This window comes from Streptomyces fildesensis, assembly GCF_016107395.1.
Lineage (GTDB): Bacteria > Actinomycetota > Actinomycetes > Streptomycetales > Streptomycetaceae > Actinacidiphila > Actinacidiphila fildesensis.
The window spans coordinates 190,029-207,177 of sequence record NZ_JAAIKO010000002.1; the positions used below are offsets into that span (position 1 = coordinate 190,029).

Annotated in this window: 17 protein-coding genes; 8 read left to right on the plus strand and 9 right to left on the minus strand. The window is 72.2% G+C overall.

The window, feature by feature from the left end:
* The first annotated feature begins 89 nt into the window (after nucleotides 1–89).
* From C6N31_RS04615 to C6N31_RS04625, 3 genes are all read left to right on the plus strand, one after another.
* A complete protein-coding gene (locus C6N31_RS04615) occupies nucleotides 90–1,031 on the plus strand; it encodes an RluA family pseudouridine synthase (RefSeq protein ID WP_138356946.1) in 942 nt (313 codons plus the stop codon).
* Nucleotides 1,031–1,480 carry a GNAT family N-acetyltransferase gene (locus C6N31_RS04620; protein WP_138356945.1) on the plus strand — a complete coding sequence of 150 codons (450 nt, stop codon included), beginning with the start codon at nucleotides 1,031–1,033 and terminating at the stop codon, nucleotides 1,478–1,480. The genes C6N31_RS04615 and C6N31_RS04620 overlap by 1 nt, the downstream gene beginning before the upstream one ends.
* A gap of 70 nt (nucleotides 1,481–1,550) precedes the next feature.
* Entirely contained in the window at nucleotides 1,551–3,131 is a 1,581-nt protein-coding gene (locus tag C6N31_RS04625; protein ID WP_138356944.1) for a Na+/H+ antiporter, read from the plus strand.
* A gap of 16 nt (nucleotides 3,132–3,147) precedes the next feature.
* Here the strand turns inward: C6N31_RS04625 and C6N31_RS04630 are convergent, their stop codons facing one another.
* Nucleotides 3,148–4,254 (minus strand): mechanosensitive ion channel family protein, encoded by a 1,107-nt coding sequence (locus C6N31_RS04630; RefSeq protein ID WP_138356965.1) that lies wholly within the window; start codon nucleotides 4,252–4,254, stop codon nucleotides 3,148–3,150.
* A gap of 51 nt (nucleotides 4,255–4,305) precedes the next feature.
* Here C6N31_RS04630 and C6N31_RS04635 point away from each other — a divergent pair, with 51 nt between their 5' ends.
* Nucleotides 4,306–4,923, plus strand: coding sequence for a dienelactone hydrolase family protein (locus C6N31_RS04635; protein ID WP_138356943.1), 618 nt, complete (start codon nucleotides 4,306–4,308; stop codon nucleotides 4,921–4,923).
* A 4-nt stretch (nucleotides 4,924–4,927) separates the two neighbouring features.
* On the opposite strand, the gene C6N31_RS04640 is transcribed toward C6N31_RS04635, so the two are convergent.
* The 5 genes from C6N31_RS04640 to C6N31_RS04660 form a co-directional block, all read right to left on the minus strand.
* Nucleotides 4,928–5,932 (minus strand): zinc metalloprotease, encoded by a 1,005-nt coding sequence (locus tag C6N31_RS04640; RefSeq protein WP_138356942.1) that lies wholly within the window; start codon nucleotides 5,930–5,932, stop codon nucleotides 4,928–4,930.
* 208 nt (nucleotides 5,933–6,140) lie between these two features.
* Nucleotides 6,141–6,941, minus strand: coding sequence for a thioredoxin domain-containing protein (locus tag C6N31_RS04645; protein WP_138356941.1), 801 nt, complete (start codon nucleotides 6,939–6,941; stop codon nucleotides 6,141–6,143).
* Between the two features lie 48 nt (nucleotides 6,942–6,989).
* A complete protein-coding gene (locus C6N31_RS04650) occupies nucleotides 6,990–7,652 on the minus strand; it encodes a hypothetical protein (protein ID WP_138356940.1) in 663 nt (220 codons plus the stop codon).
* 59 nt (nucleotides 7,653–7,711) lie between these two features.
* On the minus strand, nucleotides 7,712–9,028 hold the full coding sequence (locus tag C6N31_RS04655) for a DUF2252 domain-containing protein (RefSeq protein WP_138356939.1): 1,317 nt from the start codon (nucleotides 9,026–9,028) through the stop codon (nucleotides 7,712–7,714).
* A 329-nt stretch (nucleotides 9,029–9,357) separates the two neighbouring features.
* Nucleotides 9,358–9,519, minus strand: a complete 162-nt coding sequence (locus C6N31_RS04660) for a hypothetical protein (protein ID WP_187144835.1) — start codon at nucleotides 9,517–9,519, stop codon at nucleotides 9,358–9,360.
* Between the two features lie 210 nt (nucleotides 9,520–9,729).
* On the opposite strand from C6N31_RS04660, the gene C6N31_RS04665 reads away from it, so the two are divergent.
* From C6N31_RS04665 to C6N31_RS04680, 4 genes are all read left to right on the plus strand, one after another.
* Nucleotides 9,730–10,995: an NYN domain-containing protein gene (locus tag C6N31_RS04665; RefSeq protein WP_198357163.1), complete on the plus strand. Its 1,266-nt coding sequence runs from the start codon at nucleotides 9,730–9,732 to the stop codon at nucleotides 10,993–10,995.
* Nucleotides 10,996–11,099: 104 nt separating this feature from the next.
* Nucleotides 11,100–12,125 (plus strand): ABC transporter ATP-binding protein, encoded by a 1,026-nt coding sequence (locus C6N31_RS04670; protein WP_187144833.1) that lies wholly within the window; start codon nucleotides 11,100–11,102, stop codon nucleotides 12,123–12,125.
* Between the two features lie 67 nt (nucleotides 12,126–12,192).
* Entirely contained in the window at nucleotides 12,193–13,017 is an 825-nt protein-coding gene (locus tag C6N31_RS04675; RefSeq protein ID WP_138356964.1) for an ABC transporter permease, read from the plus strand.
* A gap of 69 nt (nucleotides 13,018–13,086) precedes the next feature.
* Nucleotides 13,087–13,869 (plus strand): hypothetical protein, encoded by a 783-nt coding sequence (locus tag C6N31_RS04680; RefSeq protein WP_307811227.1) that lies wholly within the window; start codon nucleotides 13,087–13,089, stop codon nucleotides 13,867–13,869.
* A 178-nt stretch (nucleotides 13,870–14,047) separates the two neighbouring features.
* Here C6N31_RS04680 and ybaK read toward each other — a convergent pair whose 3' ends face one another.
* The 3 genes from ybaK to C6N31_RS04695 form a co-directional block, all read right to left on the minus strand.
* Nucleotides 14,048–14,554, minus strand: coding sequence for a Cys-tRNA(Pro) deacylase (gene ybaK, locus C6N31_RS04685; protein ID WP_138356937.1), 507 nt, complete (start codon nucleotides 14,552–14,554; stop codon nucleotides 14,048–14,050).
* Nucleotides 14,555–14,630: 76 nt separating this feature from the next.
* Nucleotides 14,631–15,353, minus strand: coding sequence for an LON peptidase substrate-binding domain-containing protein (locus C6N31_RS04690; protein ID WP_138356962.1), 723 nt, complete (start codon nucleotides 15,351–15,353; stop codon nucleotides 14,631–14,633).
* Between the two features lie 105 nt (nucleotides 15,354–15,458).
* Nucleotides 15,459–17,027, minus strand: coding sequence for an oxidoreductase (locus C6N31_RS04695; RefSeq protein WP_138356936.1), 1,569 nt, complete (start codon nucleotides 17,025–17,027; stop codon nucleotides 15,459–15,461).
* Nucleotides 17,028–17,149: the final 122 nt, after the last annotated feature.

The window sequence follows — 17,149 nt, forward strand, 5'->3', positions numbered from 1 at the left end:
ACGGCTGAGCCGAGGCCGGGCCGCCGGTCGGCCACCGGGTCCGGGCCGCCGGGACGGAGCTGCCACCGCCGTCCGTCATACTCGACCAGGTGAGTACCCTTCCCGAGACCCGGACCCTGCCCGTACCCGACGGCCTAGAAGGCGAGCGCGTCGACGCCGCCATCGCGCGTATGTTCGGCTTTTCGCGCACCAAGGCGGCGGAGCTGGCTGCTTCCGGGAAGGTCTCCATCGACGGCAGCCCCGCGATGAAGTCCGACCGGGTGCACGGCGGAGCCTGGCTGGAGGTCGAGATGCCGGCGCCGCCGAAGCCCGTGCAGATCGTGGCCGAGGCCGTCGAGGGCATGGTGATCGTCCATGACGACGACGATCTCGTGGTGATCTCCAAGCCGGTCGGCGTGGCCGCGCACCCCAGCCCCGGCTGGACCGGCACGACCGTCATCGGCGGCCTCGCCGCCGCCGGCTACCGCATCTCCACCTCCGGTGCCGCCGAGCGCCAGGGCATCGTGCACCGTCTCGACGTGGGCACCTCGGGGCTGATGGTGGTCGCCAAGTCGGAGCGCGCGTACACGCTGCTCAAGCAGCAGTTCCGCGAGCGCGTCGTCGACAAGCGCTACCACGCGCTGGTGCAGGGCCACCCGGACCCGATGAGCGGCACCATCGACGCCCCGATCGGCCGGCACCCGAACCACGACTACAAGTGGGCCGTGATCGCCGAGGGCAAGCCCAGCGTCACGCACTACGACCTCATCGAGGCGTTCCGGCACGCCAGCCTGCTCGACATCAAGCTGGAGACCGGCCGCACCCACCAGATCCGGGTGCACATGTCCGCCCACCGCCACCCCTGCGTCGGCGACCTCACGTACGGCGCCGACCCGACCCTCTCCAAGCGGCTCGGCCTGAGCCGCCAGTGGCTGCACGCGGTGAAGCTCGGCTTCGAGCACCCGTCGGACGGCCGCTGGGTGGAGTTCGAGAGCGCGTACGCCGACGATCTCCAGCACGCCCTGGACGTCGTCCGGGAGGACAGCGTCTGATGGACGTCCGGGTCGTCGCGGCGCAGGACGCCGAGGGCATGGCGGCCGTGCACGCCATCCGTCACGAGGTCTTCGTCGTCGAGCAGAACGTCCCGGCCGAGCTGGAGTGGGACGGCAAGGACGACCGTGCCGTGCACGTGCTGGCCCCGGACGCAGGCACCGGACGGCTGCTGCTGGGCGCCGACGCCGCCGCCAAGAACGGCGGCGACCCGGACACCGCGGTACTCGGCCGGCTCGCCGTGCTCAAGCCCGCGCGCGGCACCGGCGTCGGCGCCCGGCTGGTCGCCGCACTCGAGGACGAGGCCCGCAGGCTCGGACTCGCGGGTGTCCACCTGGAGTCCCAGGTGCACGCGATCGCCTTCTACGAGCGGCTGGGCTACACCCCGTTCGGGCCGGAATTCCCCGACGCGGGCATCGCGCACCGCGCCATGCGGCGCTCCCTGGGCTGACGCCCCACTGCCTGTGGCACCCTGAGGCGTCCCGTCCCAGGAGTCCCAGGAGTCCCAGGAGCCGCCCGCCGTGGACCAGCTCGTCCTGTTCTTCTCGCTCATGCTCGCGGCCATCGTCATGGTGCCGCTGGGCGACCGGATGGGGCTCCCGTCGCCGGTCCTGATGACCCTGTTCGGCATCGTGCTGGCCCTGGTGCCGCAGATCCCGAACGTGCAGATCGACCCCGATCTGATTCTGCCGATCGTCCTGCCGCCGCTCCTCTACGCGTCCGTGCAGCGCACCTCGTGGCGGCAGTTCGCGGCCAACAAGCGGGCGATCTTCCTGCTGGCGGTCGCCCTGGTCTTCGTCACGACGGCGGCCGTCGCGGTCGTCGCCAACGCGATCGTCCCCGGCGTGACGGTCGCCGCCGCGGTCGCGCTCGGCGCGCTGGTGGCGCCGCCCGACCCGGTGGCCGCGACGGCGGTGGCCGGGAGCCTGGGGCTGCCGCGGCGGATGGTCTCCATCCTGGAGGGCGAGGGGCTGTTCAACGACGTCACCGCGATCGTGCTCTACCACGTGGCGATCGCCGCGGCCGTGACCGGGAAGTTCTCCGCCGAGCACGCGGCCGGCGAGCTGGTGCTGTCCGCCGTGGTCGCGATCGCGATCGGCATGGCGCTCGGGTGGGCCGCCAACAAGCTGATGGGCATCGTCGGGGACCCGACCCTGCAGATCGGGCTGACGCTGCTGGTCCCGTTCGCCTCGTACGGCCTCGCCGAGGAACTGGGCGGCTCCGGTGTCCTCGCGGTGCTCACCACCGCGCTCTTCCTGGCCGAGCACGCCGTCGGGGCGGACGATGTGACGGCCCGGCTGGCCGGCACCACCTTCTGGGAGATCGTCGACACCCTCGTCACCGGCGTCGCCTTCGGCCTCATCGGGCTGGAACTGCACAACGTGTTCGCCGTCGGCGCCGGCCGTTGGGGCTCGATGCTCTCGCACGCCGGACTGGTGATCGCCGTGGTCGTCGGCGTCCGGCTGGTGTGGCTGCTGCCGGCCGCCTGGCTGGCCCGCAGGTGGCGGGACAAGCGCCACGACGAGGACATCCCGATGACCTGGCGGGAGACCGTCGTCGTGTGGTGGGCGGGGATGCGCGGCGTGGCGTCCGTCGCCCTGGCCCTCGCCATTCCGCTGACCTCGGACGACGGCCCCTTCCCGGCCCGTGACGAGCTGCTGTTCATCGCCTTCGCGGTCGTCCTGGCCACCCTGGTCCTGCAGGGCCTGACGCTGCCCTGGCTGGTCAGGAGGCTCGGGGTGCGCGGCAACATCGACGCCGAGCACGATCTGGAGCGGAGGCTCGCGCTGCGCGCCACCAAGGCCGCCAAGCAGCGGCTGCGGGAGATCGAGCTGGTCGAGCCGCTGCAGGAGGAGGTGTCGGAGATGCTCCAGCGGCGGGCCTTCGACCTCGGCGCCCGGATCTCGCCCGACATCGTCGACGACGACCGCCGCGAGTCGCACGCCAAGCGCACCGAGCGGCTGCGGGTCATACAGCGGGTGCAGGCCGAGATGATGTCCGCCGCCCGGCACGAGGTGCTGGCCGCCCGCAGCGAGCCGGGCTCCGACCCGGAGATCGTGGACCGGGTGCTGCGCCTGCTGGACCTGCGTTCGGTGCGCTGAGCTCCGTGCTCCGCCGTTATCGTGCGCCCGGCCCGGGGCCGATGTCGTCGGAGGTGGGCGGGGCGGCCGGCGGGCGCGGCGGCTCCGCGTCCAGCCCCGGCGCGGGCGCGGTGTTCAGCCGCGGCAGCGCGTACGGGTGCTCGCGGCGCACCCACTCCAGCAACTGCTCGCGGACGACGCAGCGGACGGTGAAGATGTCGTCCGCGTCCTTGGCGGTGACCAGGGCCCGCACCAGGATCGTGGTCGGCGTGGTGTCGATGACGACCAGGCCCCAGGCCCGCCGGTCCCACTGCTCGCACTCCTTGAGCACCAGGTGCAGCTGCTCGCGCATCAGGTCGACGGGCGTCGAGTGATCCAGATGGAAGAAGACCGTTCCGGTCATCATCGGGTCGCCGCGCGACCAGTTCTCGAACGGTTTGCTGGTGAAATACGACACAGGCATCGTGATGCGGCGCTCGTCCCAGGTCCGCACCGTCAGATAGGTGAGGGTGATCTCCTCGACCGTGCCCCACTCCCCGTCGACCACCACGGTGTCGCCGATCCGCACCATGTCGCCGAAGGCGATCTGCAGCCCCGCGAAGATGTTGCCGAGCGTGGACTGGGCCGCGACACCGGCCACGATGCCGATGATCCCGGCCGAGGCGAGCATCGAGGCGCCGATGGTGCGCATCTCGGGGAACGTGAACAGCATCGCGGCGATCGCCACCACGATCACGACGGCGGTCACCACCCGCTGGATCAGCGTCACCTGGGTGCGGACCCGCCGGACCCTGGCCGTGTTGCGGGCCGTCGAGGCATACCGCTCGTAGGACGCGTCCACCACCGCCGACGCCACCCGTACCGTCAGCCAGGCGCACGCGCCGATCAGCACCAGGCTCAGGCACTGGCCGACCGCCGCCCGGTGGCCCTTGGCGAGATGCGCCGCCGGGTACGAGGCGCGCAGCAGCGCCGTGCACAGCACCAGCTGGAACGGGATCCGGCAGCGGCGCAGCAGGCCCCACAGCGGGGTCTCGGGGTGCCGGGCGTCGACCTTGACGAGCGTCTTGTCCACGACCCAGCCGACGACCAGGGTCACCACCACCGACGCCCCGATGACGATCACCGGCCGCAGCACGTTCTCCATGTCCACAGGCGCTCCCTCCGGTTGCTTTGTCCCCCGACGGTAACTGGCACCATGGACGCGTACCCGACAGCGAGTGAAGGCAGCCCCGTGAAAATCGTGATGTTCCACTCGGCCTATGGGCTCCGGCCCGCCGTACGAGCGGCCGCCGAGCGACTGCGTGCCGCCGGGCACGAGGTGTACGTCCCCGACCTCTACGACGGCCGGACGACCGACACCGTCGAGGAGGGCATGAAGATCAAGGACGCGATCGGCCGCGAGGAACTCCTCCAGCGGGCGGTCGCCGCCGCGGCTCCGCACTCCGACCAGGGGCTGGTCTACGCCGGCTTCTCGCTCGGCGGCTCCATCGCCCAGACCCTCGCGCTGGGCGACGAGAAGGCCCGCGGGCTGCTGCTCCTGCACGGCACGTCGGACATCGCGGACGACGCGGTGACGGATCAGCTGCCGGTGCAGCTGCATGTCGCGGAGCCGGATCCGTTCGAGTCGGAGGACTGGCTCAACGCGTGGTACCTGCGGATGGGCAAGGCGGGCGCGGATGTTGAGGTGCACCGGTACCGGGGTGCGGGCCATCTCTACACGGACCCGGAGCTGCACGACTACGACGCCGAGGCCGCGGAGCAGACATGGGCTGTCGCCCTGAGCTTCCTCGCGGACCTCGACGCCGAAGCCTGAGGCGTCAGCTGGCGCGGTAGGCCAGCCAGGAGTCCTTCATGCGCTGTACCTGACCCGGCGTGAACTGGGTCATGCAGGAGTCGTAGGTGTAGTCCATGAAGTTCTTGATCGGGTCCAGGCCCTCGGCGGTGCAGGTGTCGCTGCCGACCGGGCACTCGAAGGCCGGCTCGCCTTCCTGCGGGGTGTCGGCGACGTAGTCGCCCGGCTCCGTGCAGCCGTCCTGGAAGGTGTGGTAGAGGCCGAGCCAGTGGCCGACCTCGTGGGTGGCGGTGTCGCCCTCGTTGTAGTTGGTGACGGTGCCGCCGGGGATGGACTGGTCGAGGATGACGACGCCGTCACCCTTCGGGTCGCCCGGGTACCACTCGGGGAAGGTCGCCCAACCGAGCAGCCCGCCGCCGAGGTTGGCGCTGTAGAGGTTGAGGCTGCTCACCCCGCCCTTGCGGAGCTTGGACTTCATGGCCTTTTCCTCGGCCGTGTCGGGGGCGACATTGTACCAGGCCGCGTTGTCCGTGTAGTCGGTCTTGAGCAGCTTGAACGTGAACGGGGTGGTGGTGTTGCCGTCGCCCTGGCCGGCGTACGCCTTGTTCAGGACATCGATCTGCCCGGCTATCTGGCTTGCCGTGAGCTTGCCGGTGGCGCCGTCGTGGATGACGTGGAAGTAGACCGGGATCGAGATCGCCTTCGCCTTGACGGAGTTGACGCCGGACCGGCGCAGCGAGGCGGTGCGGTTCTTCAGGTCGCGGTCCATCGCCTTGGCCTGCGCCGGGGTGAGGGCGTTGGGCTCGTGGGCGGTCGCGCCGGGCATCTCGCGGGCTGCGGCGTTCCCAGCAGTGCCCTCCGCACACTGCTGGGCGGACGGCGTCCTCGCGGTGGCTTTGTGGGCGCTGACGGTACCCGCCGAGGCGGCCACCGGGGTGAACGCGAGGGCTCCCGCGATGGCTGCGGCGCCGATCAGGCGGCGTGGGACACGACCGGTGAGTCGGGCGGCGAGTCGGACGGAGGGGCGCATAGTTCTCCTCAACTTCACGACGGCTGGTGCGGCTGGTAACCGCTGCAGCGGAGGCTATAGAGGATCTCCATGTACGCATCAGGGCGGGAATCGGCCCGGGCGTCGAGCGGTTGGCCGAAAACCGTCACTGCTCAGCGGGCCGGGCTGTCCGCTCGCCGGACATGACAAGGGACCGGCCGCGTCCTGCCGGCCGGTCCCTGTGGGTGGGTCACTTCCCGCTGATCGCCTTTTCGATGGCGGCCATGACGGTGGCGGAGGGCTGCCCGATGACCTCGATGGCCTTGCCGTTGAGCTTGACCGTCGGGGTGCCGGTGACGTCCTTGGCCTTGTTGAACTTGTCGCTCATGGTGAGCGCCCACTTGTCGTAGGTGCCGTTCTTCACGGCGGTCTCGAAGGTCTTGTTGCCCTTGAGGGCGGGGACCTTCTGGGCCAGCTCGATCAGCTTGTCGTCGCTGCCGAACTCGTCCTTGGTCTCCTCGGGGTGGACATCCTTGGAGTACAGCAGCGTGTGGTACTGGGTGAACGCGTCGGTGGAGACGTTCAGCGCCGCGCCCAGCGCGCTGAGCGCGTTCTTGGAACCCGTGCCGCCGTTCCCGTCGAGGAAGGTGCCCATGGTGTACGTGATCTTGTACTTCTTGTCCGTGGCGCCCTTCAGGACGGCCGCGCCGGACTCCTGCTCGAAGGAGGCGCAGACCGGGCAGCGCATGTCCTCGTAGGCGTCCAGGTTGTACTTGCTGGCGGGGTCGCCGATGACGACCGTCGTGCCGTCGGTGCCCGAGGTGTTGGCGGGCTTGACCAGGGTCTTCTTCGCCGCGGCCTCCCACTCGCCGGGCTTGTTCATCTCGTTGACGGCCACGGCCACGCCGCCGGCTATCGCGATCGCCGCGATGACGGCGCCGCCGACCAGCAGCTGGCGCTTGAGCTTGGCCTTCTTCGCGTGCTTCTCGCGCTCGGCGCGCAGCCGCTCACGGGCTGCCTGCTTGTTGGCCTGGCTGTTTCTGCTGCTCATGGTGATGGGGTCTCCGTGTCCATACGTGTGTGGTGGGCGAGCCGGTGGTCAGAGAGCGACCAGCGACGGCGGACCACGCCGTACGAGGGAGTGCAGCAGCGGCCGGAACCGCGAGGGGCCGGCCTGGCCGGACCGGGCGCGGGGCAGCCGCAGCCGGGCGGCCGGGGTGCGCAGCGCGGCGACCGCGGCGAGCAGCGGCCGGAACGCGGCGGCGGCCATCGCGCGCACGACGCGCTGCAGACCGGCCTCGCCGCGCCGCAGCCACCAGGAGGCGAGCAGGCCCACGGTGATGTGTGTCGCGAGCAGCAGCCACGGGCCGGTCGTCGGATCGGTGGCGGCGGGCGCCCCGGGGACGGCCGCCAGCGGGCTGCCGACCTGGCCGCCGTGACACAGCAGCGCCTCGTTCAGGGAGCGCCAGGAGCCGGTGACCGGTCCGCCGCCGGGGCCGTAGCAGGTGTGCTGACCTGCGGTGAACAGCGTGTCCACCGCCAGTTCCAGCGGCACCAGCAGCCCGGCGATGGGCCAGAAGCCGCGCTCCCGGCCGCCGAGCGCGTAGGCCAGCGCGAAGACGGCGCCGTAGGCCCCCGCCACCGTGACCAGCGGCAGGGGCGTGTGCGACATCAGTACGTGCGAGGTGGAGGAGAGAGTGACGCACAACGCCGCGAAGAGCGCAGCACGCAGCGCCCTCAGCGGTGGTCGTATGTCCTTCATGGCGGAGAGTGTGCCATGCCGATAAGTAGGTGGGACCTAAGGGACCCCAACCTGTGTGACTAAAGGCCCGGGATCCGGCCGTTGCGGAACAGGTCGACGAAGATCTGGTGGTCGGCGCGGGCCCGGGCGCCGTAGGAGTGGGCGAAGTCCACCAGCATCGCGGTGAAGCCCTCCTCGTCCCCTTCGATGGCCTCGTTGATGGCGTCCTCGGTGGAGAACGGCACCAGCGAGTGGCCGCTCTCGTCGTCCGCGGCGGCGTGCATCGCGGCGGTCGCCCGGCCGAGGTCGGCGACGACGGCCTCGATCTGCGCCGGGTCGTCGAGGTCCGACCAGTCGAGGTCCACCGCGTACGGGGAGACCTCGGCGACCAGCTGCCCGACGCCGTCCAGCTCGGTCCAGCCCAGCCACGGGTCGGCGTGCGCCTGCAGGGCGCGCTGGGAGATCACCGTGCGGTGGCCCTCGTGCCGGAAGTAGCCGCGCACCGCCGGATCGGTGATGTGCCGGGAGACCGCCGGGGTCTGCCCCTGCTTCATGTAGATCACGACGTCGTTCTCCAGCGCGTCGGTGGTGCCCTCCAGCAGCAGGTTGTACGAGGGTAGCCCGGCGCTTCCGATGCCGATGCCGCGGCGGCCGACGACGTCCTTGACGCGGTGGCTGTCCGGGCGGACCAGGCTGGCCTCGGGGAGGGTCTCCAGATACCCGCCGAAGGCGGCGAGCACCTTCTCGCGCGTCGCCTCGTCCAGCTCGATGGCGCCGCCGCCGGGCCGGAAGCGGCGGTCCCAGTCGCGGACCTCGGTCATGGAGTCGAGCAGTCCGAAGCGGGTCTCTGAGCGGGCGTGCCGCAGGGCGCCGAGCAGCGGGCCCTGCGCGCTGTCCAGGGTCAGCGGCGGCAGGCTCTCGTCCTTGGACAGCTCGCGGATGCGGGCGCGGTAGGCGGCGGCGTAGGTGCGTACCAGGGCGCTGATCGTGTCGTCGCCGAGCGCCTTGGTGTAGCCGATGAGGGCGACGGAGGCGGCGAAGCGCTTCAGGTCCCAGGTGAACGGGCCGACGTAGGCCTCGTCGAAGTCGTTGACGTTGAAGACCAGCCGGCCGTTGGCGTCCATGTAGGTGCCGAAGTTCTCGGCGTGCAGGTCGCCGTGGATCCACACCCGGCCGGTGCGCTGGTTCACATACGGCCCGCTGTCCTTGCCGTCCTCCAGATCGGAGTAGAACAGGCACGCCGTGCCCCGGTAGAACGCGAACGCGGACGCGGCCATCTTGCGGAACTTGACGCGGAACGCGGCCGGATCGGCGGCCAGCAGCTCGCCGAAAGTGGTGCCGAAGACGTCGAGGATCTTCGCACCGCGCTGCTCGTCGGTGGTGTGTGCGATGGGCATCGCTGCCGCCCCTCCAGGGCTCGTGCCGGAGATCTTTCAACGGGCGAGCCTACGCGGCGGGCCGACGGCCGGCGGGGGCGGGACGGCACACCGGGAGAGGCGGCGGTGGAGGGGAATTACCCGTCCGCAAATACCCGGGACCGGATATCGCGATACGTGGCGCATACCGGCATCGAATATGCCGGGGGAAGGGAATTCGATCGTGCGTTCCCTGAAGGGCGGGCCGCGGTGCCGATCGCGGAGCCGGCCGGAGAACCAGGAGGAGCGGTGGTACCCCAGGGCCCGGGGGTGCCACCGCTCCGGGCCGGTCGCGTGCGACCGGCCTGTGATCAGTTGTGACCGAACCTCTTCTGCTGGCGGCGGGAGACCTGCCCCGAGGTCGGAAGTACCTGCTCCTGGGCGGCGGTGCTCTTCGCCTGCTCCTGGGCCTCCGCAGCCTGGCTGCGTTCCTGCTCCTGGGCCTTGCGCTCGCGATTCTTGTTCTTACCCACGATCGTCCCTCCTATAGGGGATCTCGGACGTTGAACCGCTATCAGGCTTGCACGCGAGTACGAAGCGCGCATTTCGGGCAGGTGGTGGGGGAGGACCCCCTTAATTTCGGAAACCGCCACGCCGATGATCGAGTTCCGGCTTATAACGTCCCGATATTGGGGCAGACTCGGGGAAAATCCGTGCCGGGGGACGACCGGAAGAGGTGCAACATGGACCGCTGCGTTGTCCTGGTGGACGCCGGATATCTCCTGGGCGCCGCGGCGAGCCTTCTGGCCGGTGAACCTTCCCGGTCGCGAATCACCGTCGACCACGCCGCCGTGGTCGCCGGCCTCCGCGAACGCGCGGAGCTGGAGACCGGGCAGCCGCTGCTGCGGATCTACTGGTTCGACGGTGCCCCCGACCGGGTCCCGCAGCCGGAGCACCGGCGGCTGCGCGTCATGCCGCGCGTCACCGTCCGGCTGGGCGCGCTGACCCGGACCGACGGCCGCTGGGCGCAGAAGGGCGTCGACGCCGCCATGCACGCGGAGCTCTCCGAGCTCGCCCGCAACCGGGCCTGCTCCGACGTGGTGCTGGTGACCGGTGACGGCGATCTGCTGCCCGGCATGATGTCCGCGAAGGAACACGGCGTCGCCGTCCACCTGTGGGCCGTGCAGGCCGCCGACGGGGACTACAACCAGTCCGAGGACCTGGTGGCCGAGGCCGACGAGCGCCGGGTGCTGGACCGCGAGTGGATCACCCGGGCGATCCGGGCCCGCGAGGTCGCCGGCGTCTGCGCCCCGCCCACCCCGCGCCCCGAGATCCAGGCGATCCTGTCCGCGCCGCTGCCCGAGCCCTCGGGCTCCGCGGGCGCCGGCACCGGACACCCGGACGCCCACCCCGAGGCCCGCCCCGGCTCCCACCCGGCGAAGAACGGCTCGGCCCCGGCACCCGCCGGCACCGAGCACCCCGACGCGGCCGCCGCTGCCGCCGCCGCCAAGGGGGTGCCCACCCCCAAGGACCTCGCGGGGCTCGGCCGCGTCCAGCAGGCACCGGTCCCGCACCCCGTCCCCAACGCCACGCTCCGGTGGTCATCCGACAAGACCTGGTCGGAACGCGGCCCCGGCAACGGCCCTGACGTACCCGACACCAGCGGCCTGCCGACGCTCGCCCAGCTCACCAGCGCGGAACAGCGCTGGGCGGACCGCGAGGCCGACATCACCGCCGTCAGCGGCGACCCCTTCGAGGTCGGCCAGGTCTTCGCCCGCCGCTGGATCGCCCGCCTCACCGACGCCGCCCACCTGCAGGCCCTGTCCACGCACTACCCGCGGGTGCCGCACCGCATCGACGGCGAGCTGCTGCGCTACGCCGCGCGCTTCGGACTGCTCGCGCACAAGGACGACCAGATCGACGAGCACGACCGGTACGCCATCCGGGCGGGCTTCTGGCGCGAGGTCGACGCCCGCACGGTCGCCGAACACGCCCCCGCGGGTGATTAGGGCGTAAACACGGGGTCGGGACCGGTGCGTGCCGGTCCGGCATTTGAGGGCAGAACCGGACCCGAGGCGCGGACCGGGCGCCGCGACGCGTACTCTCGATCCTCGTGAGTACGGGCACGGAGCAGGCGGCGCCCAGCACAGCCGCCACCGCCCGCGATGCGGTGATCGCCGTACGCGGGCTGGTCAAGACCTACCCGGCCGGACGTGGCCGGCGAGGCGCCGCGACCCCTGCTGTCCGCGCGAGCGACGGCATCGACCTCGACATCCGGCGCGGCGAGATCTTCGGTCTGCTCGGACCCAACGGCGCCGGGAAGTCCACCCTCGTCCGCCAGCTCACCGGGCTGCTGCGGCCGGACTCCGGCGCCATCGGCATGCTCGGGCACGACCTCGTACGCCACCCGGAACGCGCCTCCCGGCTGATCGGCTACCTCGGGCAGGAATCCACCGCCCTGGACGAGCTGACCGTCTCACTGGCCGCCGAGACCACCGGCCGGCTGCGCGGCCTGGACGCGCGCACCGCGCGGGCCGAGCGCGACGCCGTGCTGGCGGAACTGGGCCTCACCGAGCTGGCGGGACGGGCCATCAAGCGGCTCTCCGGCGGCCAGCGGCGGCTGGCGTGCTTCGCCGCGACGCTGGTGGGGGAGCGGCAGGTGCTGGTCCTGGACGAGCCGACCACCGGCATGGACCCGGTCGCCCGGCGGGCGGTGTGGGCCGCGGTCGACCGCCGCCGCGCCGAGCACGGGGCCACGGTCGTGCTGGTCACCCACAACGTCATCGAGGCCGAGACCGTGCTCGACCGGGTCGCGGTGATGGACAACGGGCGGGTCATCGCGTGTGACACCCCGGCCGGGCTCAAGGTGCTCGTCGCGGACGAGGTCAGGCTCGACCTCGTGTGGCGCGACGAGCCGCCACTGCACCTGCCCGAGGTGGCCGCGCTGCGCCCCGCCGCCCAGATCTCCGGCCGCCGCTGGACGCTCCGGCTTCCGCAGGCGCGGGCCCGGGCCGTGATCGCCGAGATCACCGGCGGCCAGGCCTTCGCCGCACTCGACGACTTCACGCTCGCCACCCCGAGCCTCGAAGACGTGTACCTGGCCCTCGGCGGCCGTCAGAAGGGACTGGTCAAGGCATGACGTCTGCCTGCGACGGGCTTCCGCACCGCCGTACGCCCCGGGGCGCCCGGTGAGCGCGGCCGCGCCCGTGGTCCCGGGCACGACCGGCGCCACGCCCGGCACCGTCCCGGCCGTCCGCGCGGACCCGGCCGCCGCGCCGCTCGCGCCGCGCGCCCGGCTGCTGCCCGCGCTGGGCGCCGTGTACCGGGCGCAGCTGTCGCGCGCCCGGGTGGCGCGGATCCCGCTGCTGTTCGTGGCGACGTTCCAATCGGTCGGCATCATGGTGATGCTGCGCGGGGTCGTCGACGGCGGCGACGCCGAGGCGGCGCGCGCGGTGGTCGCCGGGTCCAGCGTGCTGGTGGTGGCCTTCGTCGCGCTCAACCTGCTCGCCCAGTACTTCGGCCAGCTGCGCGCCTCCGGCGGCCTCGACCACTACGCGACGCTGCCGGTGCCGCCCGCGGCGGTGGTGCTGGGCGCGGCGGGTGCGTACGCCTCGTTCACGGTGCCCGGCACGATCGCCACGGCGGTCACCGGATGCGTGCTCTTCCAGCTGCCGCTGGTGAACCTGTGGGTGCTGGCGGCGGTCATCCCGCTCGCCGGGGCCGCGCTCGCCGGACTCGGCGCGGCGCTGGGGCTGCTGGCGCCCAAGCAGGAACTGGCCACGCTCTTCGGTCAGCTGGGTATGTCGGCGGCGCTGCTGCTGGGCGTGCTGCCGGCCGGGAACATGCCCGCGCCGATCGGTCTCGTCCGGGACCTGCTGCCGTCCACGTACGGCGTGGAGGCCTTCGCCCGGACCTTCGACCCGCATCCGGACTGGGTCATGGTGGGCGCGGATCTGTCGGTGTGCGCGGCCGTCGGCGTGGTGTCGCTGGCCGCCGCGACCTGGGCGTACCGCCGGGCCGCCTGCCGGTGAACCCGCCGGTGGACCCGTCGGCGAGCCCGCGGTGAAGCGGGCGAACACATGACCTGGCACGATGGGCGGGTGACCGCACCCCTGACGCCGCACGACCAGCCGCCGCCCCTGCCGCAGTACCCGGGCGCGGCGTTCTCCGGCGACGTATCGAAGGATGGACGTGCGGCCTTCACCGCCGAACTGCGGGAAGGCGCGCTGGTCGCCGTCGCGGTGGCGGTGACCGGGGTCGTGCTCGGGCTGCTGTGGCTGTGGCTCGCGCCCCTCATCCCGATGGTCTCCGACGGCAAGGCCATCTACCTCAGGGACAGCGAGGGCGAGGAAGCGGTCGGAGCGGACGGCACCTTCGTGCTGCTGGGACTCGCCATGGGCGCGGTGACGGCGGCCCTGGTCTTCTGGCGCCGGCGGCGCGGCGGTATCGGGGTCGTTCTCGGCCTGGCGGTCGGCGGGCTGCTCGGCTCGGTGCTCGCCTGGCGCCTCGGGGTCTGGCTGGGCCCGACGAGCGATCTGATCGCCCATGCCAAGGAGGTCGGCCCGAAGGTCGTCTTCGACGGCCCGCTGCGGCTGCGCGCCAAGGGCGCCCTCGTCGCCTGGCCGGCCGCGGCCATGCTCGTACACCTCTGTCTGACGTCCGCCTTCGGGCCGCGGGAACCGCAGCAGCCGCAGTCGTGGGACACGTCCTATCCGGCACCGCACCCGGCGCCCCACCCCGCTCCGGGCCAGGGACCGTTCGCGCCGCCGGCCGACCGGAACCCGGCCGACCGGAACCCGCCCGTCCAGGGATCCGGCGAGCAGGATCCCTGGCAACGGGGTCCTGAGCACGGGAGCCCTGAACGCGGGGGCCCTGCGTTCTAGGGCCTGTCGTCTGGCCCTAGGCCGGGCGCCGGCCGTGGTTGGCGCGGCGCTTCCTGATCCGCCATTTCCGCATGCGGGTGCGTCGGGACATGGTGTCGGCTCCCCTCGTCGCGGGTGCTCCGTCCGGGACACCGTGCGCGCATCGGGCGCAATCGTCCAGAAGGACTACGGGGTTCCGCTAAATCGGCTGGATCCGGGCGACCGGCGCGGTGATCGCGGTGGTGAGCCGGACCAGGTCCTGCGGGGCGAGTTCGACCTCCAGGCCGCGCTTGCCGGCCGAGACGAACACCGTGGTGTGGGTCAGGGCGGAGACGTCCACGACCGTGCGCAGCCGCTTGCGCTGGCCCAGCGGGGAGATGCCGCCCAGCACGTAACCCGTGGTGCGTTCGGCCGCCGCGGGGTCGGCCATCGCGGCGCGCTTGCCGCCGACCGCGGACGCGAGCGCCTTGAGGTCGAGCGAGCCGGCGACCGGGACCACGGCGACGGTCAGCGCCCCGTCGACATCGGCGACCAGTGTCTTGAACACCCGCTCGGGAGCCGTGCCCAGCGCCTCGGCGGCCTCGCCGCCGTACGAGGCGGCCGCCGGGTCGTGGGCATAGGCGTGGACGGTGAAGGCGGCGCCGTCCTGCTCCAGCGCGACGGTGGCGGGGGTGCCGCCGGTGGTCGCCTTGGACTTCCTGGCCATGACGTGCCGTCTCCGATCCATGGTCCTGTCGGTGGTCCCTGCCGGTCCCTGCCGGTTGCTCCGGACGGCCCCGCGGTCAGTTGAGGCTGGCCGGCTGACGGGTCAGGTCGACGGCGGGCAGCGAGGGGAGCTTGCCGATGACGGCGGCCTCGCGGCGCAGCAGCGGCAGTTCGGCCGCCAGCCGGGCCGCGGTGTCCGGCGCCTCCAGCAGCAGCTGCTTGGCCGAGGTCTCGAAGATCGTCGCGGCGGCCACCAGATAGGACAGCACGGACGGGTCGTCGGGCAGTTCCTGCACCGCGACCAGGGTGCGGTCCTGCGCTCCGGCGAGCCGCTTCTGATAGGTGCGGAAGGCCCTGGCGACACCGGCGGCCAGCGTGCCCGCGCCCTCGCCCGGCTCCTCCGGCAGCTCCTCCACCTCGGCGGTCAGATACGGACCTGACGCGTCGACCGACAGCAGCCGGAAGCGGGTGGTGCCGGTGGCGACCACTTCGAAGCCGCCGTCCTCGCGCTCCCCGATGGTGGCGGCCTCCGCGATGCACCCGACCTGGAACAGCGACTTGGCCGGATCGGGGCCGAGCCCGGCCCCGGCGGTGGTGTCCACCCCGTCCGGGCCGGTCGGTGCCACCTCGTTCCCGTCCTTGATGGCGACCACGGCGAAGCGGCGCGGGGCGTCCTCGGGCAGCGCGAGCAGATCGCCCACGAGCGCGCGGTACCGCTCCTCGAAGATGTGCAGGGGCAGAACGAGACCCGGGAAAAGAGCCGAGTTCAGCGGGAAGAGCGGAAGGCGAGCGGTCACAATCGGACAGCGTACGTGCTGCTCCGGTCGCCGGACGGGGTGCTTTCGCCGCGCAAGCTTCACCGGGTCGCTCCGTATCGTCCCCGTAACGACACGCCCGGGCCCCGGTCAGCCCCTGCGCAGCAGCCGGGAGGCGCCCGCCGCGACGGTGGTGGCCAGGATCCAGCCCAGCAGGACGAGGACGGTGGCCGCCCACTGCGCGCCGCCGGACGGTTTCCACGCGCTGTCCTGGCCCAGGTCGATGACCGGCAGCAGCAGGTCCAGGGCGTACAGCGGGGCGCTCCAGTGCGGGGCCTCGTCCGGTTTCAGCGCCGGCGGCGCGTGAAGGCTGAAGAAGGTGGCGCCGATCGCCCACAGCACCGCCATCCACACGGCGGCCCGGCCCGGCCGGTACCCGTAGCCGACGGTGATGTCCTGGAGATACCCCCACAGCGTGCCGGCCAGCGGCAGCGCCTCACGGCGGCGCCGCTGCTTGGCGAGCAGCACCTCGCGCGCGTCGGAGTCCTCACCGCCGGCCCGCAGCGCCGCGGCGAGGTGCTCGTACGGCTCCGGGCTGTACTCGGGGGTGGCGGCGGCCAGCCAGGCGATGCGGTCGCGCAGCGGGAACGCCCCCGCCGGGCTGAGCGTGGTGTAGCTGAAGCCCGCCAGGTCCAGGCCGCCGGACTCCGGCCAGCTCTGCCGGGTGTCGGTGAGGTTGCCCACCCGGGCGCCGGCCAGTGAGACGGTGCCGGTCGGCGGCTGGCTGAGCGTGAAGCGCAGTTCCGGTGTCTGGATCCGCCGCAGCGACAGCTGCTGGGAGCCGGTGAGCCGGAACCGCGCCCGGGTGATGATCACCGCGTTGCCGAACCGGCCGTCGTCCAGCCGGACCGCGCCCTCGCAGCTGAAGTTGCGGGTCCGCACCCCGGCCGGCGGGGTGCCGCCGCTGTCCCCGCCGGTGGCCATCCAGCCGGCGCTCAGATAGAGGGTGTGCTCGACGGTGACCCGCGCGGCGTTCAGCGCGTAACGGCCGTAGGGGTTGTGCAGCAGGCTGCCGCGCAGGCTCAGCCGCCCGCCGATGCGGGCGCTGCGCAGGCTGATCTCGCCGGTCACGTCCATCAGCTCGGCCTCGACGTCCTGGGCGACGCTGAGCCCGTCGGCGGCGATCGCCCGGCCGTGCCGGTCGCGGCCCACCGTGAGCTGGTTGAGCAGCAGATCGGTGCCGATGTGCGCGTCGGTGAGCCGTATGCCGCCCTCGATGGAGCACTGCGGCAGATGCAGATCACCGGTGGTGGTGAGGCGGGCCGCCTCCAGGCGGGGGATCGAGCAGTGCACCATGCGCAGCGTCGTGAACTGGCACTCGGGCAGCAGGATCTGCTGGTCGAAGTGGCAGTCGTGCATCTCCACGTACGGGGTGACCTGGCCGCCCGACAGATTCAGCTGGCCGCTGATGCGGGCCCCGGAGAGCTTGACGCACGCGACCCGGCCGGGCTCGGCGGGCGGTCCGTCCAGCAGGAGCGTGGCGATCACCTCGGCGCGTACCGTCCGCTCCGGGCCCCAGGCCCGGTCGGTGGCCGGGTCGTCCCGCTCGGGGATGCCGGTGCGCAGATCGTGCACCACACCCCGGCGGAAGGCGGTCCACAGATCCTTCTCCGGCTCGGTCCAGTCACCCGGCGCCCTGATCCCCGACGGCTCGGTCACCGCGTCCCCTCCCGGTTCCGTGTCGCACCGTGCGACACACGGAACCGTAGCCCGGCGTGATCACCGGCCGGGGACGTATCAGGGAGTGGAACCGGAGAACGGCTGAGAACAGCGTTCTCTAC

Coding starts and splice junctions, on each gene's coding strand:
- C6N31_RS04635 (WP_138356943.1), top strand. CDS start 4,306: ATGGACGCGTACCCGACAGCGAGTGAAGGCAGCCCCGTGAAAATCGTG.
- C6N31_RS04630 (WP_138356965.1), bottom strand. CDS start 4,254: ATGGAGAACGTGCTGCGGCCGGTGATCGTCATCGGGGCGTCGGTGGTG.
- C6N31_RS04640 (WP_138356942.1), bottom strand. CDS start 5,932: ATGCGCCCCTCCGTCCGACTCGCCGCCCGACTCACCGGTCGTGTCCCA.
- C6N31_RS04665 (WP_198357163.1), top strand. CDS start 9,730: ATGGACCGCTGCGTTGTCCTGGTGGACGCCGGATATCTCCTGGGCGCC.
- C6N31_RS04620 (WP_138356945.1), top strand. CDS start 1,031: ATGGACGTCCGGGTCGTCGCGGCGCAGGACGCCGAGGGCATGGCGGCC.
- C6N31_RS04655 (WP_138356939.1), bottom strand. CDS start 9,028: ATGCCCATCGCACACACCACCGACGAGCAGCGCGGTGCGAAGATCCTC.
- ybaK (WP_138356937.1), bottom strand. CDS start 14,554: ATGGCCAGGAAGTCCAAGGCGACCACCGGCGGCACCCCCGCCACCGTC.
- C6N31_RS04650 (WP_138356940.1), bottom strand. CDS start 7,652: ATGAAGGACATACGACCACCGCTGAGGGCGCTGCGTGCTGCGCTCTTC.
- C6N31_RS04645 (WP_138356941.1), bottom strand. CDS start 6,941: ATGAGCAGCAGAAACAGCCAGGCCAACAAGCAGGCAGCCCGTGAGCGG.